Raw genomic sequence first — 22,511 nt, 5'->3', positions numbered from 1 at the left:
CAATTCATAGATGACACAGATTTAGTGGCGTATGCCCAATTCAACATTTAACATTCAACACTTAACATTCAAGAAAATGAGTAACAGATTTACATCGCGTCTGAGCGATGATGACGATTTCAAGCGAGACGAACTGATACGTAAGATAGAGCATTCGGTAGAGCAGATGACGCTCTCAGAACTGGAAGCCCTGTCCTACGATATGTTTACCAAGGGTTATATGGAGGATTATTAGATTCTCTTTAATCGGGAACAGCCGATGAGAGAAACGAAAATAGCCAACTGGCAAAAAATAAATAGCCAACTGGCAAAACGTAGACAGCCGACTAGCGCATGTGTTGCTAGTCGGCTGTTTTAGTGAAACAGTTATCGAAATCCCTTTAATTTATTTTCGTATAGGCTTCCTGCCAAATACTCTTCACTCTTCACCAAAAGCCCCGAATCCCCTGTGTTTATCGGCATTCTGAGGGGTGAAGAGTATTCGGGCACTCTTCACCTACTCTTCACCACTCTTCACCCTTCAGTTCTGGCGGATTTGCAATCCTTCTATCTGTCTTTCGCCTCTGTTTCCGTTCCTGAAGGTGAAGAGTGGTGAAGAGTGGGTGAAGAGATAAAAACAACTCTTCACCCCTCGGAATGCCGATAAACACAGGGGTTTCCGGCCGAAAGGTGAAGAGTGAAGAGTATTTTGATGATAGCTTCGTTTATTTCTTAAACAGTCTTTGTTTTCACCTTCCAGACGATGCAAGTCATTAAGACAGACATCAGGGCTGCACCAATCTGAAATGTGGCGAAGTTGAGTGACAAGGAAGAGAACTCTGTATTGAAGGTGAAAAAGGAGTTCGTAAAAAGGAAAGCAAGTGGCTAAAACGCAAATTAAAAGGTGTAATAAAGATGAAATAATCACAGAAAATCCTCTTTTCTGATCATTTTGTCGTTTTGATGGTGTCTTGCTTTTCCAGATAGAATGTAACATGGTAACCGGAGAGACAGTTGTCGGATAGTCCCAGTTCGATGTTCTGCATCATCAGCATCTGGCGGGAGAGAGATAGTCCGATGCCTGTGCCGGATGATTTGGTGGTGAAGAACGGGATGAAGATTTCCCGTGCCACATCGGCAGGAATCGGTTCGCCGTTGTTGCTGAACAGCAGGATAGGGTGGTCGTTCCTGCTCATGCGGACGTCGATGTCGGTGGCATGGGCTTCGATGGCGTTCTTGGTGAGGTTGATGAATACCTGGCGCAGCATGTTGTGGTCGGCCTCCAGCGTGGCATTCTGGGGGAGGGAAAAATGCCAGCTAAGGTCGGGATAGAGCGCCTTGATGCTCTCCAGGAAAGAGACGAGCGGGAGGGGTTCTACGACGGGAGTCTGAAGCTGGGTGAGCTTGCGGTAGCTATCCACGAAGTGGGTAAGCGACTTGCTGGTGTCGTGAATCGCCTGAATGCCTTCCTCGTATTCACTACCCTTGATCTGCGGGTTGCTGAGATAAGCCTGGCAGATGCTGGAGATGGGAGCCGTAGCGTTCATGATTTCGTGGGTAAGCACACGGGTCAGCTTTTGCCATGATTCCACTTCGTGTCTGGCTACGAGGCGGGCAATATCGCCCTGCATGTCGTTGAGTGCCTGCTGCAAGGCTCTTTCGCCTGGCAGCAAGCCCGAAGTGGGGAGGCGGAAGGCGTAATCGCCATTTCTTACAGCCTCACGCATCAGAAAAGCACGCGCCTTCAGCCTTCGCTGATGGCGAAAGAACAGATAGATGAGGCTGCCCAGGATGAAGCAGATTCCACCTATTAAATATATAATCTTGATAATAATCATAAAATTGCTCTAATACATTTGTCTCTTAACTTCCCCCTAACTTCTCTTAACTTCTTAAACTTCCCTTTCCAAAAGTCATCTCTTCAGTTTTGCATAGAGGGTTTGTCGGGTAATTCCGAGCATTTCGGCTGCACGAGAGATATTGCCGTGGCATTTATCCACGACCTTCCGGATGTAATCGTTCTCGAAATTTTCCAAGGTTGTCACTTCCGTATTGTTGTCGATGGCGTCCTTGAGCACCCTTATCAGTTCGTCATTATCCCAGGGCTTGGTGACGAAATCGGCGGCTCCGCTTTTCAATCCCTTGATGGCAAGCTGCACGTCGGCAAAGGCGGTGATGAGTACCACGGGGATGTGGGCGTGGAGCCGGCGGAAGGTGCGGAGCCAGAGCAAGCCGTCCTGACCGCTGTTTACGCCGAGTGAGAAGTTCATGTCGAGCAGGATGAGATCTACCTGCTCCTGTTGCAGCAGCGTGGGGGCTGTATCGGGGCGAGGCAGGGTGAGAATCCGTTCGAACGTATTGCCCAGACAAATCTTCAGCGCCGTGAGTATCGACGGATTATCGTCGATGACAAGAAGGGTTCCGTATTTCATATCTTTTATCTTTTTGTTTGCAAAAGTACGCTTTTTTCCCGAAACGACAAACAAAAACGGGATTGTTGTGTGATAATCATACAATAGAGTGTATGAATTTCATACAATCCACCTTCCGGGCTGCCGGAAATCTTGGCAGAAAACGGGAGAAGCCGTAACTTTGCAGCAGCTAACGAAAACAGGGAGATGGTATTCTTCCTTTATCGTTTGATTTTAGTGAAACAAAAAATAAATGAGTATATGATGAAAAGTTATGTGAAATTCTTATCACGCAACAAGCTTTATGCCACCATAGAGGCCTTGGGTCTCTCGGTGGCACTGGCTTTTGTGCTGATTCTCGTTTCCTACGCTACTGCAGAGTATCGTGTGGGAACGAATCAGAAACTGGCGAAGGAACTCTATGTAGCAGGTTCCGGCGATTATCTCGGAATGACCTGGGGTACTGCCAAGGAATTCTTTCCTTCCATCCCCGAAATCAAGGGTTGGACAAGATTGGGTGAATATTATGCTCCGCAGGGAGCCATGATAGATGGACAGTATTATGAGGCGAAATATCTGGCTATCGACCCTAACTTCTCTCAGTTCATGGGTTACAAATGCCGTGGTTGTGCGCCTGATCATCTCCTTTCGGATACTCATCAGGCGATGGTTTCGGAATCGTTTGCCAAGAAAGCCTTCGGTAATGCTAATCCTATCGGCCGCACCATCCAATGCGGTAAGCTGCAATTCAAGGTGGTGGGAATCATGGAGGATTTCGACCGTGAAGACCTTCTTGCCCCATACGATATTTTCGTGTCGATGAAACTGATAGAAGCTGAGGCTCAGCCGATGTATCAGTTTGGATCCTACATCACGGTGGCGCGACTGGCAAAGAATGCTGACCCGGAAAAGGTAAAACAGACTTTGCTTGGCAAATACATGAACTATTGGAAAGATTGGAAAAAGGAATCGGATGGAGTCAACTTCATGTGGGGCTGCCAGTTTGTGAGATGGGATCAGATTCATTTTACGGATGATGATGTCGAAATTTTCAAGCATGGCAATCGTACTCTGGTGAATATCCTCCTGGTAGTGGCGCTGGTTCTGCTGCTCTCAGCCTTGTTCAATTACATCAATCTTACGGTGGCTCAGATCGGCAACCGTGCGAAGGAGATGGCTACCCGAAGACTGCTGGGCGAATCGGTAGGGGGCGTGATGCTGCGCTATCTCAAGGAGTCGGCGCTCTTCACGGCAGTCTGCTTCCTGCTGGGCTTGTTGATTTCCTGGGCATTCATCCCGTTGTTCAATTCTATGTTGGATACGAAAATCGACCTGTTCCATTCCTTCGACCTTCTGTGGTTCCTGCCGTTGGCTTACGTCATCATTTCCATCTTTGCGGGAATCCTTCCTGCCATCGTGGTTTCCCGTTTCAATCCGATAGATGTGGTGAAGGGAACCATCCGCATGCGCAGCAAGATGTGGTTCAGCAAGATATTTATCGTTGCCCAGAACGTCATCAGCATTACGCTGGTAGTCATGGCGATAACGATGATGCTCCAGATGAAGCATCTTGCCGATTTGCCTTTGGGTTATCAGACGAAGGATATTGTTTCCATCTATTCTTCCCTGGATGGTTCGCCAGAGAAGATGTCTATTCTCAAGAACCGATTGAAAGCGCTTCCTGAGGTGGAAGAGGCAACTTACGGCAAAGCCAATCCTATCAGAAGCTGGGGAAATGGCGTGCATGATGACAACGAAAAACTGATAGGAATGCTCCGTATGTTCATGGCAGATTCCACGGCGATGAAGATGCTGGGATTCAAGGTGATTGAACAGTATTGCGAACCAGCTTATGGCAAGATTTGGGTTACGGAAGATGCGAAGCGTGCCTATGGCGTTTCTGCCCACAAACCTTGGTTCGGAATGAGAATGAAGGATGGTAAACATGAATACGAGGTGTGCGGCGTGATTGCCGATTACCATAGTGGAGATGCGCTGAGCGAGAATGAGAAAACGGAGCATAATGCCATTGGAGTCATCACCCCTCAGCAGGGTGGATGGTCTGTTCTGGTGAAAACCCGTGGCGATCATGCTCAGGCGCAGCTGGCAATCCGGAATACCTGCAAGCAGGTGGCTAAGGAATTGATGGGTGTTCCTACGGAAATGGAGGTGGAGTATTTGGATGATATGCTGAAGAATAACCTCAAAGACAAGCACAATATGATGGTGCTCATCATCACCTTCATGAGCATTTCTATCCTGATTTCTGCCCTGGGTCTCTTCGGAATGTCGGTTTATTATGGCAACCAGCAGAAGCGCCAGATTGCCCTGCGCAAGGTGATGGGTGCTTCGATTGGGGATGCGGCTTGGCAACTGGCTAAGAGATTCCTCGTCAGTTCGCTGGTGGCTGTGGTCATCGCCATCCCAATCTGCGTGAAGCTGATGCAGACTTATCTCATGGATTTCGTCCATCGCATCTCCTTCCCTTGGTGGGTGTTGCTGGCTGGCGCCGTCTTCACCTTATTGATTGCCTTTGTTTCGGTTATCGGCTGCACCCTGCGTACGGCGATGTCGAATCCGATAGACAGCATCAAGGCTGAATAATGAGTCATAAACTTTAAAAAGATTTCTTACGATAAAAAGTTTTTTACGATGATACGAACAGAGAATTTAACTAGAATATTCCGCACGGAAGAGGTGGAAACCATCGCCCTGAACGGCGTTAATATAGAAGTAGAAGATGGTGAGTTTATCGCCATCATGGGTCCTTCGGGATGCGGCAAGTCAACCTTGCTGAACATCCTGGGCTTGCTGGATAGTCCTACGGAGGGCAAGTATTGGTTGAATAATGAGGAAGTGGGCCATCTGAAGGAGCGTGAGCGTACCGTTTATCGCAAGGGTCGCATCGGCTTCGTGTTTCAGAACTTCAATCTTATCGACGAACTTACCGTTGAGGAGAATGTGGATTTGCAACTGAAATACCTCGGAGTAGGGAAGGCGGAGCGCAAGGAGCGTGTGCTCGAAATATTGAGAAAGGTGAAGCTGAGCCATCGTGCCAAGCATTATCCTCACCAGCTTTCGGGTGGTCAGCAGCAGAGGGTTGCCATCGCCCGTGCCGTTGTGGGCAAGCCTAGCATCATCCTTGCCGATGAGCCTACGGGTAACCTCGATTCCAAGAATGGTATGGAGGTGATGCAGTTGCTCAGCGAACTGAACGAGGAGGGAACCACCATCGTGATGGTGACGCACTCCAAGCACGATGCTACCTACGCCAGTCGTATCATCAATCTGTTTGATGGACAAGTGGTGGATGCGGTAAATGATCAGCTTTAATCTTTGGTTTCGAATGATTAGCTTTGAGCTGCGTTTCTGTCCAATAATTAGACGGCTGTGTCTAATTGTTGGACAGTCTGTTTAATGAGGGTTTTTGTCTAATGGCTTGATTATCAGGAGAAGTGATGTTTTGGCACGGCTCTTGTCTTTATCATGCCAAAATGAAGAAGATTATGAAAAGAATAGGAATATTGATAGGATGGTTGGTCTGGGCGGCTGGCGCCTCGGCACAGAGCTGGAGCCTTGACGACTGCATGAAATACGCCGTGGAGCACGCCACGGAGGTGAAGCGGGAGGTGGTTAACGCCCGCCAGCGCAAGCAGGATTACCAGCATGCTGTGGCTGGATTCCTGCCTACCATTACGGGCGGCGTGCAGGGACAGTACGCCTGGGGACGAAACATCGACCCGGAAACCAATACTTATAATAATGTAACGACATTCAACAACTACTATCAGCTTTATGCCGAACTGAATGTCTTCGATGGTTTCGCCACCATCAACGCCTTGAAGCAGGCTAAGTTGAGTCGGGATTATTCAGCCACGGCGATGCAGAAGATTCAGGACGACCGAGCCATCGACGTGATGCAGAAATATGTGGATGCAGCCTATGCTGAGGCAAGCATTCGGATAGCAAGCGAGAAACTGAACGAAAGTAAGCGGATGCTGGCTAAGATGAAGCGCCTGTATGAACTGGGCGAGAAGGGGCGCCCGGATGTGGTGCAGATGGAATCGCAGGTGGCAGAAGATGAATACAATCTTACGCATCAGGAGAATGTGGCAAAACAGAGTCTGCTCGCCTTGAAATCCACGATGAATTTTCCGGTGGATGAAGAGCTGAAAATCCAGATTAAAGAGGGACAGAAAAATCAGATTGATGAGGGACGAAATCTGAAGTTAAGGACTGAAAATGAGGAGGTTCCTGGATTTGGAGTAAACTACGAAACCGTTTACCAGGGCTTCCAGCATATTTCTCCCGATTTGAAGTCGGCAGAATACGAAGTGGAGCGGGCACGGTATGATTATAAAATAGCAAAAGGCAGATTGCTACCATCACTCTCTCTCGGTGGCGGCATTTCTACCAACTATTATAAGAATCTCTCTCAGAAAGGGCAATACGATGGGTTTGCCTCGCAGTTTCACAACAACCAGGGCGAATACCTCGCGTTGACCCTTTCCATACCTATTTATAATAGCGACCGCTGGCACAGCGTGAAGAAGGCACGCAACGACTGGCAACTGGCGCAGGTGAACCTGGAGGAAACCCGTCGCAAGCTTCACGACCAGATAGCCCAGGCGGTAATGGATGCAGAGGGTTACGCCAAGGAGTTGCATCAGATGCAGAAGAAGGTGGCCTCCGATTCGCTCGCCTATCACATGTCGAGCCGCAAGTTTGAGGAAGGAATGCTTTCTACCTTCGATCTTCATACCGCAGCCCAGACGCTTCTGGAAAGCAGAATCAAGGAACTCCAGATGCAGATGCTGCTTATCATCAAACAGAGATTGGTTGCCTATTATCAGGGAGAAAATTTAATTAAATAACAGAACTTTCGCAAGTGTTTCAGGTACGGGCTGAAGGCCCAAAAGCTCCTAGCCCAGGGCGTGTGGAGTGCTCTTGCAAACTTGAATACATAAAATTATGGATATAAAAATAGAAAAGAAAAAATATCTCGTGCCTCGCAAGTATTGGGCATGGATTGGCGGAGGAGCGGTTTTGATCGCAGTCCTCATTTGGTTGGGATTGAGCAATTTCTCTTCCACCCTGAAGGTGGACAGGAAGGGATTGAGCATCGGAACCGTGGAGAAGGCGCAGTTCAACGATTATGTTTCGGTGGATGGACAGGTGGTTCCTATCTCCGTGGTGCAGATCAGTTCCGAGGAAGGCGGTATTGTTCTGGAGAAAGTGGTGGATGAAGGCGCCCACGTAAACAAGGGCGATGTAATCGTGAAACTGAGCAATTCGAATCTCGACCTGGAGATTCTGAATGCTGAAAGCGAACTTGCCGAAAAGCAGGACATGCTTCGCAATACCCAGATTTCAATGGAGCAGGACCGTCTGAACAACAGCAACGAGGAACTTTCGCTTTCGCAGGATGTCATTACCAAGCGCCGTTCCTATCAGCATCAGGAGGCGCTGCACAAGGAAGAACTCAATTCGCGCGAGGAGTATCTGAAGGCTAAGGAAGATTACAACCTTGCCGTCAAGAAGCATGCGCTCATCAGTAAGCGATTGAAGAAGGATGCACAGCTGCGCCGTTCGCAGATGGATCAGATGGGCGATAATCTGGAAGCCATGCAGAAGAATGTGCAGCTGGTTCGCCAGCGCAAGGAGAAGCTGAACATCCGCAGCACCATTTCGGGCGAAATCGGTTTGCTCGATGTGGAGTTGGGACAGAGCATTTCTGCCGGACAGAAGATAGGCGTCATCAACGACCTCAGCGATTTCAAGGTGCAGGCGCAGGTAGATGAGCATTACATCGACCGGGTAAAACCGGGACTTACTGCCACTTTCGACCAGAATGGTAAACATTATCTCCTGCAGGTTCGCAAGGTTTATCCCGAGGTAAGAGATGGCAGGTTCCGCATCGACTTCGTCTTCAAAGGCGTTCGCCCTGGCAATATCCGAACCGGTCAGACTTATTATGTAGATTTGCAGCTCGGACAGTCGAAACAGGCAATAATTATCCCTAAAGGCACGTTTTATAGTGTAACGGGCGGTCAATGGATCTTTGTATTAGACAAGAGTGGCAAGAAGGCTTATCGCCGAAAGATAACCATCGGTCGCCAGAATCCTCAGTATTATGAGGTGATTGAGGGCTTGGAGCCGGGCGAGCAGGTTATCGTTAGCGGCTATGAGGCCTATAAGGATAATGATGTATTAGTTTTTAATTAGTAGTGATTAGTTAGTAATGATTAATTAGTAGTGATTAGTGATAAATTGGGCAAACGCCCTTGAAACAGGATATAGATATGAATCATATTATTAACGCATTCAAGAATCTGCCTCGAAGGGGCCAGCACAACTTTGTGAAGATCTTGTGCCTGGCGCTCGGATTGGCAATCAGTTCGGTAATTATTGCCGAGATCTATTTCGAGCAGACTTACGATACGTACTTTCCAGGATGGGATAGGACGTATCAGATTTCAGAAGTGGGAACGATGGGAAGTGACGCAGAGGGGCAGACCCCTTTTTCCTATTTTGCAACATCAGGAGCCACAGCCCCAGGCATCAAGCAATATGCTCCTATGGTGGAGGCTGCAACACGAGTGGTAGATATTGGAGAAAACCAATGCAACTTGGAAAACCAAAAATCCATTTCTGCCAATATATTACTGGCAGATAGTTGCTTCTTTGATATGTTCCCACAAAAGATATTAGTGGGCAAAGCAAAGGATGTCCTCTCTCGTCCGCTCTATTGTATGATAGATTCCAAGATGGCTGCAAAGATTGGTGGCAATGTGGTAGGCAAGCATTTTATAATGCCAAAACATCCCGGCATCACTTTCACGATAGGTGGTGTGTTCGAGAGCTTTCCTTGGGGTGCTTCTCTACATGACGAGCAAGTTCTTTTGTCGCTAAGCAGTATCGGGGAAGTTTTGGGGTATGATGGAAGAAATAATTGGTTAGGCAACGACTGTTATAGCTCCTATATCCGATTGGCTAAAGGATGTCAAGCGAGCGAACTTCGTCCATACGTTGACAAGATGAGGAAAGACCATTTCCCTTTGAAGGAATGGAAACAATCAGGAATATCTTTGGATTATGATTTTACGGTTCTTAGCAAAGTATATACCCAAAATTCTTACATCAAGATGATGGGGTGGATTATGGGAATCATCGCTTTTGTGCTACTCTTTACCTCCGTGATGAACTATCTGCTCATCATCGTGGGCAACCTTGTGTCTCGTTCTCGTGAGATGGCGGTGCGCAAGTGCTATGGTGCAGAGCCGAAGAACATCCATGCGATTATCTTCTCCGAGGCTTTGGTGCATGTTGGGTTGTCGGTGATATTGGCTGCTATCCTCGTCTTCCTTTGCAAGGGAACGATAGAGAATTTCCTTTCTGCTCCTGTAAGTACATTGTTGTTTAATCGTGGCAGTTGGATATTGGTTGCCATTTGCGTCCTTGTGCTTTTGGTTGGCGGCTTGGTGCCGGGATGGCTCTACAATAAAATTCCAGTGGCGATTGCATTCCGTGGATATAGCGAGAATCGTAATCGTTGGAAGCTCGCCTTGCTCGGTATTCAGTTCGTTATCTCTGGCTTGTTGTTCAGCTTGCTCTTTGTGGTCAATAGTCAATATAATAAAATGGTGAATCTGAATCCTGGTTATGATTACAAGGATGTGGCAATCGTTTATGTAGAGGGAATCAAGCCAGACCAACGAATGCAATGCTTGTCGGAATTCAAGCATTTGCCGAATGTTAAGCAAGTGGCATCTACCTATTGTGTGCCACTGCAAAACTGGAGTGTAAATGGAAATAATTTGACTTTGCCAGGGGATGATCGTACTCGAATGATTATCCATGACACGCAGGGCGTTGATGACAATTACTTTGACCTTATGAGCATAAAGTTTGTACAAGGGTCTTTCTTCACGGAGCGAACGGATAGTAGTCGTCAAGTGATTATCGACGAGACTTTAGCGAAGAAGTTGACGAAGTTGGGGCATTGGAAAGACGGTGCTGTAGGCAAGAGAGTGTGGATTTCCGCACATTGCAACGAAAATGAAACGATGACAATCTGTGGTGTGGTCAATGATGTGAAGTATGGTACGGTCAGCACGGAAAATGCAGATTCAAGATCTGCTTCATTTGTTTATTTTTATTCAGCCACTCCTGCTTCTTATATGCTCGTCAAGTACAATGACTTGACAGAAGAGGCTTTGGCAGACCTAAGAGATAAGGTGCAATTGATGTATCCAAACAACAAAGTGGAGGTACTCGACTATGAGTCTGAGTTCAAGGCACAGTATGCTTCCCAGCTCCATTTCCGCAACGGAATCCTTGTAGCAGGCATCGTGACGATGATTATTGCCCTGTTCGGATTGGTGGGTTATACGACAGATGAGGTTAATCGCCGCCGCAAGGAGATAGCGATAAGAAAGGTGAACGGGGCGAAGGTGAAGGATATTCTTCGCATCTTCCTGAAGGACATTATGAAGATTGCCTTGCCTTGCATCATCGTGGGCGACTTGGGGGCTTGGCTGATAGCCAGACAATGGCTGATGTCGTTCAGCGAGAAGATTACGATGACGCCTCTGTTGTTTATCGGCGTTACCATCATCTTGCTCGTCATCATCGGGCTTTCCGTCGTCATCAACTGCTACAAGGTGGCGAATAGTAATCCTGTGAAGTATCTCAAGGATGAATAAGTCTCCCACAGATTTTCACAGATGACACAGATTTAAGGGCGTATGCCCAAATTAAACATTAAACATTAGAAGAAATGATAAAAGTAGAGAATCTTTGCAAGTCATTCCGCACAGAAGATGTGGAGACGATTGCTTTAAATAATGTATCTTTCACAGTAGAAGACGGCGAGTTTGTCGCCATTATGGGACCATCAGGTTGTGGCAAATCCACCTTGCTCAACATTCTCGGTTTGCTCGACAACCCAACTTCGGGAAAATATTTCCTGGGTAATCACGAGGTGGCAAACCTGAAGGAAAAGGAGCGCACGGATGTGAGAAAGGGAGAAATCGGATTTGTGTTCCAGAGCTTCAACCTGATAGATGAATTGAATGTAGAGGAGAACATCGAGCTTCCTCTTACCTACCTCAACATTCCGAAGGCAGAGCGCAAGGCAAAGGTGCAGGCAATTATGAAGCGAATGGCCATCAGTCATCGTGCCAAGCATTTCCCTCACCAGCTTTCTGGTGGTCAGCAGCAGCGAGTAGCCATCGCCCGTGCTGTGGTCTTCGGTCCCAAGCTCATCCTTGCCGATGAGCCTACGGGTAACCTCGATTCCAAGAATGGAGCCGAGGTAATGCATCTGCTTACCGAGCTGAACCACGAGGGCACCACCATCGTCATGGTAACACATAATGAGCATGATGCCAAGATAGCCCATCGTACCATCCGCCTGTTTGATGGACAGATTGTGGAGGCAGAGGGCAATCAGCTTTAGTGCTTCTGTCACTTCTGAGCGTATGACGCTATGCTTCATTAGAAGAGGAATGTCATAAATCGCTTGGTGTTGGTCTCTTTCTGCTTCAGCTCTTCTTCCATTCTCTGTATTGCCATCTTGAAGAAGAAGCGGATGAGGTGCTCGTCGGTTGCTTCCGTACGAATCATACGGAGGGCAGAAATGTATTCCTGTCGGGCTTCGGATGGGATGATGAGGAGAGGATGATTCAATCTTAAGAGAATGTAGTTGCTGATGAGTCGTCCTGTTCTTCCATTCCCATCACGGAACGGATGAAGATATTCGTAGAAGCCATGGAAGCGGGCGGCAAGAATCATGGGATGAACGACTGCCGAAACGGTGGCTTTTTCGGTAGATTCCAACAGCTTGGGAACTCTGGCGATGAGTTCTTCGTGGTCGCCAAATACCGTATCGCCTGCTGCCATGTCTGTGGTGGTGTATTCGCCTGGAATGGCTTCTGGAGAACGGTAGGAAAGCGTGTGGCTAGTAACCCGTCTGTTGATTTCTTTCAGAAAATTCTCGTCGAGTGGATGCTGCGTGTTTTGCATCATGTACTCAAAGGCTTCGAAGTGGTCAAGCATTTCGAAAGCCTCGAAAAGAGTCTTTCCGGCAGGGATCATCCCTAATCCTTTCTCCTTCAGCTCCCGGGTATCATCTACGGAGAAAGAGTTGCCTTCAATGGCGCACGAATGGGTAGAGAAGAGTACTTCGTTATATTTGATGTACTCTTCTCTATCCATTTTATTGATGATAAGGGTTTGATATTTGCGTCTCAAATCCTCGTATTCCTTGATTTCCTTTTCGAATGCCATAATCTTCTGTATTTGTGGGGACAAAGATACGATTTTTATGGATAAGCACCAAACTTTTCTCTCAAAAAATGTGCTTATGTTATGGGATGATGATGCGGAAGGTGGTGATTCCCTGCGCCTTGTCCTGATGGAGCGAGAGGCTGCCGCCGCTTACTCGCATGATTTGGCGGGAGAGGGAGAGACCGATTCCGCTTCCTTCCGGCTTCGTGGTGAAGAACGGGATGAAAATATGGGAGGCTACATCTTCGGGGATGAGACCGGCATTGTTGCTCACGTCGATGATGATGGATTCCTGGGCATTGGCGTAGGCATGGAGACGGATAAATGCCTTCTTGCTTGCCGCGGATTGCAAATCCGCGGAGCGGCATTCCTGCTTGTCTTCTCTTTCCTTTTCCCTGAAAGCTTCTACGGCATTCTTCAGAAGATTTGTTACTACGTGAGAGAGGAGGCTCTCATCGGCGTAAACTAGCAAATCCTTGGGAGAAACTTCTATCTCGACTTCGTGGTTGCAGAGCAGCGCCATTCTTTCCAGGAAGGGTTCCACATAGAAAAGAGCAGGCTGAGGCTGGGGAACATGGGTGAAACGGCGATAGTTGTTGACGAAAGCCAACAGTTCGGTTCCTGTTTTGTGGATGGTTTCCAAGCCTTGCTTCAGGTCTTTATCCTCTGTAACCCGGGTAAGCAGAGTCTCGCTCAACGAAGTAACCGGCGTGATGGTATTCATGATTTCATGGGTCAGCACTCGAATCAGCTTGATCCAAGAATCCACCTCCTGATTGCTCAGCTCGTGGCTCACGTCGCTCAGGGCGATGATGCGCACGTGCTTGTCTTTCAGCATGGCTTGGGTCTCATGCTTTGCCAGGTGTTCATCCTTCAGCTTTCCTTTTACCTGGTTCATGTGGGTAAGCACATCCGTATCGAGCAACCGGAGGGCAGCCTGGTTGTGCTGCAGGATGTTGTCGTGACTATCCACCACCAGGATGCCCGTATCCACCGCATTCAGAATCTGCTCGTAATATTTCTCCCGATCCATCTGCTCCTCTCTCGTATGCTGCAGGAAGAGCTTGATGCGGTTGAGGGACTGGTGTAGAATATTATCTTCCTTAAACCTCTTCTCCGTAGGAAAACTGAAGGAGAAATCCCCATTATCTATTGCATCAAAAAGGAAGGTTACCTTCTTGATGTTACGGCGATAGTGGCGGTAGAGGCGAATGCAACCCACTACAGCCACGAGCAAAAGCACGATAATTATAATTAGTTTATAATCCATATCGCTTAATCTTATTATAAAGCGTCTGGCGGGAAATGCCCAGTCTTGCGGCTACCACCGACAGATTTCCTTCACATTCCCTAATGGTTTTCTCTATCATTCGGCTTTCCATCTCGTCGAGCGTCTGAACCTCTTCCAGGGGCTTCTCTTTTCTCTGCTGGTTTCCGCCGTCAATATCTTCGGCAGAAATCATTCCGCCATCAGACAGAATCACGGCTTTCTCGATGGCGTGCTGGAGTTCACGGATGTTTCCGTACCATGGCAAACTGGTAAGTTTTTTCTCAGCCTCTTCCGAAAAACTGAGATTCAACTTATTATATAAATCGCCATATTGATGGAGGAATCTTTCTGCCAGCGGAACGATGTCTGATTTTCTCTGTCTCAGGGCAGGCAATTCCAGATGGATGGTATTGATGCGATAGAGCAGATCCTCTCTGAATTCGCCATCGTTTACCATCTGCTGCAGGTTGCGGTTGGTGGCGCAAACCAGTCGTACGTTGATGGGAATCTGCGTGCTTCCGCCCACTCTTACGATGCTTCTGCGTTGCAGGGCGGTAAGGAGTTTTGCCTGAAGACCGTAGGATAGGTTTCCTATCTCATCCAGGAAGATGGTGCTGCCGTCGGCAAGCTCAAACTTGCCCGGTTTATCCACCTTGGCATCGGTAAAGGCACCCTTTACATGACCGAAAAGTTCGCTCTCGAAAAGGGTTTCCGTAATGGCTCCCATATCCACAGGCAGCATCTTTTTCCCACATCTTGTGGATAAACGATGTATCTCGTTGGCTAACACCTCTTTACCTGTTCCGTTTTCGCCCGTAATGAGGATGTTTGCATCGGTTGCAGCAACCTTTTCCACGATACTTCTCAAATTGTTCATAACTTCGCTATCTCCCCAATACATAGCGCTTTGCGCATCTTTTCCACCAGGTTTTCCACTATTCCTGTTGATAACGTTATCCACAGCCCTGTTCTTATCCCTAGCCTCTACCAGCGTACGTATCATCTTCTCGTTTTCAAAAGGCTTCACGATGAAGTCGGCGGCACCTTCCTTGATGCCTGTTACGGCAAGTTGGATGTCGGCGTAGGCGGTAAAGAGCACCACTTCGGTTTTCGGGCTGAGGCTCTTGATTTCCCTGAGCCAGTACAATCCCTCGTTTCCCGAATTGATTCCGCTGGAGAAGTTCATGTCGAGCAGCACCACGTCGGGATGCTCCTCTCTCAGCTTGGCTGGGATGGAGTTAGGGTTGGCGATGGTGATGATGCCATCGAATATGGGTTCCAGCAGCATCCTTACCGTAGTAAGAATGTTGCGGTTGTCATCAACAATCAATATCGTTCCTTGTTTCTTAATCATGGTGCAAAGTTACGAAATATCATAGAAAAGTGGTAATGATTGTCTAATAATTAGACGAAAAAATGCCGATAATGACGCCAAAAGTTGCTTTTCCGGCAGCTTTTGGCATCCTTATCGGCACTTGTTTATTCAAAATTCTGATTCCTGATGAGGAATTGCTTATCCTAAAAGGGGAGTTACAGCTCTATCGGAACCACTATCTTTATGCTGAAGTTGCGGCCCATGTTGTAAACGCCTCTTCTGCCTGTAACCTGGTTTACGTCAAGATACTTCAGACGGCTCAGGTGGTTCTGGTAAGCACGGTTGGTAAGGTTCTCGCCCGAAAGATAGAGCGAGAGAAGGCGCTTGCCATGAAGCTTCACGTCAGTTCCGGCATACATATTTAATAAGGTATAGGATGGCGTGGCGGTCTCCGTCTTGTTGGCTGCGAAATAATGGTTCTGGCGGAGATTGCAATCCATCTGCAGCTTTACGAAGAGATGGTCGAAAGTCTTGCCGTCGCAGACAAACTCATACCTTACATCCGAAACCCAGCGAGGGGCTGGGGTGAATGGCAGATACTTTGATTCGGATGGCTGATGCAACTGAACCGAGTTGACATACGAGAAGGTATTGCCGATATGCAGATGCTCCACAGGGTGGATGTCGATGCTCGCCTCACCACCCAGAATGCGGGCGTCGCCCGAAGTAAACTGATAGGCTGGCGTGTCGTCGATGAGGACAGGCTGATTGTTCTCATCTGCCAACTTCTCGCTATAGATGTAATGGTTGATGCGATTGGCAAACAGCGAGAGCTCTGCCGAAATGATAGGCGAAGAATAATCCAGACCAAGGTCGAATTGCCAGCTGTTCTCAGGCTTCAAACCGGTATTTCCCAATTCGTATCGCTGGGTTCCCTCGTGCACACCATTCGATGATAATTCGCTGATGTTTGGAGCACGGAATCCTCTTGCCAGGTTCAGCTTCAGATTGAAATCGGGCAGGATTTCGTAAGCCAATCCGATGCTTCCGGTTACTCCTTCAAAGCTGCGCTTAAAGGCCTGGAAGCGGAAAGAATCATTCGATTCAGAACGATGCGATTCTGCATCATCCTCTTCTCTCAAAGCCTCGCTGTGCAGATGGCGATGATCGTATCTGATGCCGCCGCTCAGGTTCAGTTTGCCTATCTCCTTGCTCACCGTGGCAAATACACCATAATCGAAGAGATGATAGGCTGGAATCAGAAATTCAGAACCTTTATTAATCGACTGCTGCCACATGCCGTTGATGCCCGTAGAGAACTTCCAGCCATTCATTTCCGGCGAGAGATAATGCAGGTCGTAATTCATGGTATGGAGCATGAAATCGAGTCCGCATTCCTTCGGATTCTCTTCCTCCTCAAACTCCTGACGGCGGTTCTGCTGATAACCCAGGAGGAACTTCAGATTGCCGTCGCCCAGGAACCAGGAATTATCAAGCACAGCCTTGTAATGATGAATCTGCTGATAAGGCATCGGCTTGCCGTAACTCTTGGCATCGTAGCCTTCCGGAATTTTCAGTTCGCCCGTTTTCTCATCTCTTTCTCCTTCTACGATGCCCGGAGTGAGATGATAATAATCGAGTGTGAGATGCGAATGCCCCTGGCGGTAGTTCCAGCCTAGAAGCTGTGAGAATGCCTGCTCTCTGAGTGATGAACCGAATACATAACCATCGTATTTATTCTTGTAGGCATGCGCCATCTTTCCGCTGTAGCGGGTGTTCCATACAAATCCGCCCTGGTTGCCGGCAAAGTTGAGCGAATAATCAAAAAGTCCGTTGTTGGTTTGATAACCCGTTGAGAAATTTGTTCTCATGTCGCCCTTGGCAAGGGTAGGAGCGGAGTGGAAGATGAGGACGCCTGCCATCGCATCCGATCCATACATGAGACTTGCCGGACCTTTCAGAATCTCTACGGAATGAACCGAAGCGGGGTCGATTTCTATTCCGTGTTCATCGCCCCATTGCTGTCCTTCCTGTCTGATTCCGTCGTTTACCACTACCACGCGGTTATAGCCCAGGCCACGGATCACGGGCTTTGAAATTCCGCTTCCCGTGGTAATCTGCGAAACGCCTGGCTGGTGGGCGATGGCGTCGATGATGTTGGTAGAAGGCTGCATTTCGAGCTGGCGGGCAGAGACGAAGGAGATGGGTGCGGGCGATTGCTTCAGCTTTTGGCTGCCCGTTAAGCCTGTTACCACCACTTCGTTCAGTTTCACGCTCGATTCCGTCAGCGGCTGGTGTATGGTAGAATCGTTTGCCTCTTCTTCATGAATGTTTGCTTCCTTCTTATCATGATTTGCTCTGTTTATAGCCATAGCAGGGGCTGTTGCCGATGAACACAGACTCATCAGCAATATTGCTTTCAATATTGTTCTCATTATGTTATTTGTTACCTTATTCTGTTAATATTCAATTATTTATAAAAAATAGAGAATAAGGTGGAGCACGGGTAGATTTTACCCCCTTCGCCCTGCACAGGCAAGGAGAGCAGAAGGCACGGCGAGGGGAGAGATTGAGCACGGCGATGGCAACCCAAACCACGAGGGATGGAGCCAGATAAGGAGTGCTTTGCAATTGGCAAAGCACACAGTCGTGCATGGTATTCTGCAGGGCAGTCAGATGGCTGTCATGATGAACATGATGGGCACAATCGGCACAATAGAAATCAGCATGAGTTCCCTGCGCTTCACCATGGTGGTGAAACGTAACGGCCAGCAGCATCGGCAGGTAAACCAATAGCAGCAGCCAGGAAATTCTGATTCTCTTATGCGTTATCCTCTGCATTTATCTACAGTATTCTGTTTTTGTTTGCAAAATTAATCATTTCTGTCGGGATTATTCTTAGGATTCCGATATTTTAACGAAGATTATTTGTTTTTCAGCAGAAAAGCCATGTAGAGGGGAAGAATGAGTGTTTGTGCTCATCACTTTTCCATTCTTTGAGATATTTCTCGGTTTTTCGTTTAAACATCTGTTTTCTAATGATTTATGATGTGTTGCCCTTTATGCTGTGCACGTTTTTCAAGGGACTTTTCTTGAATTCATGCACGTTTTTCAAGGGACTTTTTACTCTGTTCTGCCACTTTTCCAAGGGACTTTCGGTTGCAAAGATACAAAATTTCCTTTTAAAAGGGAAAGAAAACGGCAATTATTTCTTTTTTAAAAGGAAAGTTTTTCCTTTCTCTCCGATTATTACCCTGATGCAGGGCAAGCCTGCAGGAAATCATCACGGCGCTGAACGAGATGGGGGTGGCAAGAATCAAGATAGAAAAGCTCTAGTTGTTTTGCAGTAGCCATTTCCAGATAGGTACTACCTCTATCGTATAACCATCTGCCATTATTGGGGTCTGGTAATCACGGGTGATGATGTAGCCGTGATAGCCTGGAAAGGCTTTCAGAAATTTAGATGCCTACGAGAATATAATTCGACTTGTCGCCGAAAAGGAAATCTCGGTGAACCAGTTTGTAGTTCGGGATGGCTATTTGCTTCTCGATGATGATATTTTTGATAATTTGCTTGTCCATACAGAAATATTTTAAAGTATACTTTTCAAAAATACGAAAATATTTCTAACTATACTTTGAAATAATCCTAGAAAGCGGATTGTTTAAGGAAAATTAATGTTTTTCCTATGATTTTCTGTTCCTGAGGTGAAAAGCAAATGGATTGGGCTTGCCTTCTAGAGAAAAGGGGATTTTCCTGGGGGCTGCGCTCCAATTAGCTTGCTCCGGTTGGCTGCGTTCCAATTGTTCCAGTTGTTCCAATTAATTTTGAGTGGGTTTATATCTTTCGATTGTCCTTTCTCTTTACTTCTTTATATTATATAATATATTGATTATTAATTAATTATATATATATAATATAAATATATATATAAAAATAAGGGTAGGAGGGATATGTTGAAAAAATAATTGGAACAACTGGAACGGGAACGCTTCCTCTTTTTCTAGAAGGCTTATTATCAGATAGTTAATGCATGGAAATGGCGTTCCAGTTAGCTCGTTCCAATCTTCCAAAATCAGAAAAAAGAAAATATTTCTTCCAAAAAAGGGGCGTTTTTCGGGATTTTATTCGTATTTTTGCCCTGTCGTTTGATACGATTTCAACAACAAACAATTCAAAACCTAAAAAAATAGTTGGATTATGAACATATTTAAAAAGCTATTTGGTGGCCAAAAGACTCCTGAGGAAGTGAAACAGGAGAAGGAAAAAGACTTCGACATGATGAAATATGATGGTGTTTGTGCTCTCCGCATGCATCAATTTGACCATGCAGCCAAGTCTTTGGAACACGCTCTGCAGTTGAATGCCGAAGATTTGGAATGCCGTGACTATCTCTCGCAGGCTTACATCTCTATGGGTGATCTGCAGAAAGCCTATGAGCAGTTGCAGATTCTCTCGGAAGCCCAGACCGACAATGTGGCGGTGTTGCTGCGTATGGCGGATGTGGCGTATATGATGGAGAACTATACTGCCATGTCGGAGGTATGCGATAAGGCTCTTCACCTGGACACATCGAATCTGCAGACCTATCTCTATTATGCCAAGGCTTGCCGGGGATTGGGCGAACCCATCCGTGCCGTGTCGATGCTGACTGAGGCGATAGGCAAGCGTGAGGATTTCTATGCCGCCCGATTGCTTCGTGGCAGCATCCTGTTGGATCAGGCTCAGCTTTCCGAGGCAGAACTCGATGCAACTTTCCTCTATGAGCATATTCCGGGCAACGAGGATGTGCTGTTGCTGAAGGCTCGTGTAGAGAAGGCGCAGGGAAAGATGGAGGAGGCTGAACAGACCTACGGTAAGGTGATGGATGTAAATCCTTTCTCTATTGATGCGTATCGCGAGCGCAGCGAGGTTCGCAGAAGTCTGGGTGATAGTGCCGGTGCTGCCGAGGATGAGGCTGCAGCCAAGGAAATGGGTGCCGAAATTCCGGAACCATCAGAGGGAATAGAGCAGAAAATAAAGGAAAAAATGCAGCAGATGGACCCCTATAAGGTTTTCCATAACGAATACTGAATAATAGAATTTCATCTTTCTAACTGGAAAAAAATATTTTCCCAGTTAGAAAGATTATTTTTTATAACTACAAGTCGTCGTTCTATCTGATACCATTATCTCTATCGCTATTGTTCAGCTTACGGCTGTCTGTATGGTATCTGCGGCCATGGCTGAAGTTGAAGCTGGCAGTAAAGACAAGCATGTTGCCCTGGTCAGCAAGGCGTACCTTGTTCTTCTGCTGCACATACTTGTTGAAAAGTTCATCCTTATACACGCAGCCATGAGGATAGAATACGAATAATCCGAGAACGCCAAACTGCCAGTTCTTATAACTGTAGGTTACGGCAAGATTGGAGGTTGGCTCTCCGCCGTTTGTCTTTTCTCCCCAAAAACTCTTTTCCACCTTATAGGCACCATAGCCAATGTTCCAATTACCCGTCATGTATCGAATCTCTGCTCCATAACTGAAGTAATTGAACTCGTGGGAATAATCCAAACCCTTTGTCTTGACATTCTGATACTCGCACATAAGGTTCAAATCCAGATGATCCTTGATGAGGTGAACTTCAGGAGTCAACAGCAGGTGCTTGTAATCATGATTCTTCTGATTCTCCGGTTTGCTCACAAAGAGATAAGAGCCATCCTCCCGCTTTTCGGGCAAGATAGAAGTAGCTATAGGCTTGTCGTAATACGTCCAGTTTCCCTCCAGGTACACAGACATCAGCGGAATGTTCCAGGAAGCCGACAATGTATTGTTGTAGCCGGTAAATGGCTTCAGACCGCTATTGCCGTCACGCGCCTCAAAGCTGTTGGAATATTGGCGCAACTCGCTCAAGTCGGAAAGGCTTGGGATGTCTGACGTGATTTTGCTGCTCCATTTAAAACTCAGACGGTCGCTAGCCTTTGCCTGTAAAGTTACCTGTGGTCGAAACAGCCATTTGCTGTATCCGTTCTCCCCCTGATGGATGGAAGACCTGGTTGCACCAACTCCCACCTGATAACTGAACCACTTCTGCTGTCCCTGTAGCTGGGTGAAAAGATAGAGATTGCTGTACTTCAATTCCGTATCAGCATTACTGCTTCCCACATAGATGTTATCTGTGTGGCTGATATTATATTGTCCACCTACCGATAAAGCCATCTGTTTCCAGTTCTTGCTGTATGTTCCTTCACCAATAAGAGAGCGCTTTCTACCAGTTGCATCATAACTGTAATCGGTCAGCGGAGCGTTCTTTACAGATTCATCCGGCGATTTGTTGAACGTATATTCCCTCATACGATACTGGTAATCTGTGCCGATGTAAGTACCCACCAGGTTCAGAGCCAGGTTCTGGTCATGGGGCATGTTGAGCGAATAATAAATGTCCAGAGATGGAATCTGCTCCAGCATTTTTCTGTTGTTTTGCAGATATTGATTTGCCTTGCCGCTTTCCTGATAAAGCTGGTTCATGCCTCTCACAGGACTGTTGTGATTGTAGAAATTCAACCGTACATTCAATGTATATTTGTCTGGCTCACTAAGATTATAACCCAACTGTACATTATTGGTGGTGTATAGGAACGGAGAATCATAACCTAAATAATTGCGATGTAGAGTTTCTCCTGTGGGCAGATGATAAGTACCGAGACTCTCATAGCTTCGTTCCTCTACCGAGCGATAGGAGAAACTGTAGTTGATGCTGAATTCCGATTTCTTCACATTGTATTTGAAATAACCGTCGCTATTATTGAAACCAGCCTTGGTGCCTTGCATCGTAGAAACTCCACCCACATAACCGGCATAGCGTCGGCGGACCTGGTAGTTGATGACTGCATCCAGATTGCTGTCTCCATATTTGAGTCCTGGAACATTGATGAATTCCACCTTTGTAACTTCATCCGGCTGCAAAGCCAATACATCTTGCATGCTAGCCTTGACATCGTTGATGCGTATTTGCACATCTCCGCCCTTTAATGACAGAACTTTGCGTTCTGCTCGATTTACGATAATGGTAGGCAAAGACAAGTTGTCCAACAGATCATAACCATTGGAAGCCGTTTTCACCTGCTCTTTTGTAGGGAAGATGATTTGTCTATCTACTTTTTCTACAACCCTTGCGGCTTCAACGGTCACCCCTTTCAACAGGTATGAATTTGCCTGCATCCTCACATTTCCGATGCGGGCAATAGGTACCAGCTTGCAAATCGTCT

General features: G+C 46.9%; 19 protein-coding genes. 10 read left to right on the top strand and 9 right to left on the bottom strand.

Annotation, left to right across the window (positions count from 1 at the left end; translation table 11 throughout):
• Positions 1 to 76: 76 nt before the first annotated feature.
• On the top strand, positions 77 to 235 hold the full coding sequence (locus tag F7D47_RS14745; RefSeq protein WP_022121547.1) for a hypothetical protein: 159 nt from the start codon (positions 77 to 79) through the stop codon (positions 233 to 235).
• 235 nt (positions 236 to 470) lie between these two features.
• Positions 471 to 614, top strand: a complete 144-nt coding sequence (locus F7D47_RS14740; RefSeq protein WP_228112448.1) for a hypothetical protein — start codon at positions 471 to 473, stop codon at positions 612 to 614.
• 312 nt (positions 615 to 926) lie between these two features.
• Here the strand turns inward: F7D47_RS14740 and F7D47_RS06990 are convergent, their stop codons facing one another.
• Both F7D47_RS06990 and F7D47_RS06985 read right to left on the bottom strand, forming a co-directional pair.
• Entirely contained in the window at positions 927 to 1,817 is an 891-nt protein-coding gene (locus F7D47_RS06990) for a sensor histidine kinase (RefSeq protein WP_153082602.1), read from the bottom strand.
• 75 nt (positions 1,818 to 1,892) lie between these two features.
• The gene (locus F7D47_RS06985; RefSeq protein ID WP_153082601.1) at positions 1,893 to 2,411 is read right to left on the bottom strand and encodes a DNA-binding response regulator; all 519 of its coding nucleotides are present in this window, start codon (positions 2,409 to 2,411) and stop codon (positions 1,893 to 1,895) included.
• A 240-nt stretch (positions 2,412 to 2,651) separates the two neighbouring features.
• On the opposite strand from F7D47_RS06985, the gene F7D47_RS06980 reads away from it, so the two are divergent.
• From F7D47_RS06980 to F7D47_RS06955, 6 genes are all read left to right on the top strand, one after another.
• Positions 2,652 to 4,994: an ABC transporter permease gene (locus F7D47_RS06980; RefSeq protein WP_194252617.1), complete on the top strand. Its 2,343-nt coding sequence runs from the start codon at positions 2,652 to 2,654 to the stop codon at positions 4,992 to 4,994.
• Positions 4,995 to 5,042: 48 nt separating this feature from the next.
• The gene (locus F7D47_RS06975; protein WP_153086252.1) at positions 5,043 to 5,723 is read left to right on the top strand and encodes an ABC transporter ATP-binding protein; all 681 of its coding nucleotides are present in this window, start codon (positions 5,043 to 5,045) and stop codon (positions 5,721 to 5,723) included.
• Between the two features lie 173 nt (positions 5,724 to 5,896).
• Positions 5,897 to 7,264, top strand: coding sequence for a TolC family protein (locus F7D47_RS06970; protein WP_153086251.1), 1,368 nt, complete (start codon positions 5,897 to 5,899; stop codon positions 7,262 to 7,264).
• Positions 7,265 to 7,361: 97 nt separating this feature from the next.
• Positions 7,362 to 8,615 carry an efflux RND transporter periplasmic adaptor subunit gene (locus F7D47_RS06965; RefSeq protein WP_153086250.1) on the top strand — a complete coding sequence of 418 codons (1,254 nt, stop codon included), beginning with the start codon at positions 7,362 to 7,364 and terminating at the stop codon, positions 8,613 to 8,615.
• Positions 8,616 to 8,692: 77 nt separating this feature from the next.
• Complete coding sequence (locus F7D47_RS06960) at positions 8,693 to 11,095, top strand: ABC transporter permease (protein ID WP_153086249.1); 2,403 nt, start codon at positions 8,693 to 8,695, stop codon at positions 11,093 to 11,095.
• A 74-nt stretch (positions 11,096 to 11,169) separates the two neighbouring features.
• A complete protein-coding gene (locus tag F7D47_RS06955; protein ID WP_119229881.1) occupies positions 11,170 to 11,850 on the top strand; it encodes an ABC transporter ATP-binding protein in 681 nt (226 codons plus the stop codon).
• 38 nt (positions 11,851 to 11,888) lie between these two features.
• Here F7D47_RS06955 and F7D47_RS06950 read toward each other — a convergent pair whose 3' ends face one another.
• The 5 genes from F7D47_RS06950 to F7D47_RS06930 all read right to left on the bottom strand — a co-directional run bounded on the left by F7D47_RS06950 (position 11,889) and on the right by F7D47_RS06930 (position 18,106).
• A complete protein-coding gene (locus F7D47_RS06950; RefSeq protein ID WP_153086248.1) occupies positions 11,889 to 12,680 on the bottom strand; it encodes a Fic family protein in 792 nt (263 codons plus the stop codon).
• Positions 12,681 to 12,759: 79 nt separating this feature from the next.
• Positions 12,760 to 13,950, bottom strand: coding sequence for a sensor histidine kinase (locus F7D47_RS06945; protein ID WP_118152687.1), 1,191 nt, complete (start codon positions 13,948 to 13,950; stop codon positions 12,760 to 12,762).
• On the bottom strand, positions 13,940 to 15,304 hold the full coding sequence (locus F7D47_RS06940; protein WP_153086247.1) for a sigma-54-dependent transcriptional regulator: 1,365 nt from the start codon (positions 15,302 to 15,304) through the stop codon (positions 13,940 to 13,942). Before F7D47_RS06940 ends, F7D47_RS06945 begins: the two co-directional genes overlap by 11 nt.
• A 176-nt stretch (positions 15,305 to 15,480) precedes the next feature.
• On the bottom strand, positions 15,481 to 17,700 hold the full coding sequence (locus F7D47_RS06935) for a TonB-dependent receptor (protein ID WP_153086246.1): 2,220 nt from the start codon (positions 17,698 to 17,700) through the stop codon (positions 15,481 to 15,483).
• Positions 17,701 to 17,731: 31 nt separating this feature from the next.
• Positions 17,732 to 18,106, bottom strand: a complete 375-nt coding sequence (locus F7D47_RS06930) for a hypothetical protein (protein ID WP_153086245.1) — start codon at positions 18,104 to 18,106, stop codon at positions 17,732 to 17,734.
• Between the two features lie 197 nt (positions 18,107 to 18,303).
• Here F7D47_RS06930 and F7D47_RS06925 point away from each other — a divergent pair, with 197 nt between their 5' ends.
• The gene (locus F7D47_RS06925; RefSeq protein WP_153086244.1) at positions 18,304 to 18,615 is read left to right on the top strand and encodes a hypothetical protein; all 312 of its coding nucleotides are present in this window, start codon (positions 18,304 to 18,306) and stop codon (positions 18,613 to 18,615) included.
• 109 nt (positions 18,616 to 18,724) lie between these two features.
• Here the strand turns inward: F7D47_RS06925 and F7D47_RS15035 are convergent, their stop codons facing one another.
• Complete coding sequence (locus tag F7D47_RS15035; RefSeq protein ID WP_254974904.1) at positions 18,725 to 18,847, bottom strand: hypothetical protein; 123 nt, start codon at positions 18,845 to 18,847, stop codon at positions 18,725 to 18,727.
• A 619-nt stretch (positions 18,848 to 19,466) separates the two neighbouring features.
• Between F7D47_RS15035 and F7D47_RS06920 the strand changes: the two genes are divergently transcribed.
• Complete coding sequence (locus F7D47_RS06920) at positions 19,467 to 20,339, top strand: tetratricopeptide repeat protein (protein WP_153086243.1); 873 nt, start codon at positions 19,467 to 19,469, stop codon at positions 20,337 to 20,339.
• An 82-nt stretch (positions 20,340 to 20,421) separates the two neighbouring features.
• On the opposite strand, the gene F7D47_RS14735 is transcribed toward F7D47_RS06920, so the two are convergent.
• Positions 20,422 to 22,511: TonB-dependent receptor (locus tag F7D47_RS14735; RefSeq protein WP_194252615.1), on the bottom strand; the 2,090-nt coding region annotated here is incomplete at its 5' end.

This window comes from Segatella copri (assembly GCF_009494835.1).
In the GTDB taxonomy this organism is placed as follows: domain Bacteria; phylum Bacteroidota; class Bacteroidia; order Bacteroidales; family Bacteroidaceae; genus Prevotella; species Prevotella copri_F.
This window is presented reverse-complemented; position numbering and strand designations above follow the sequence as displayed.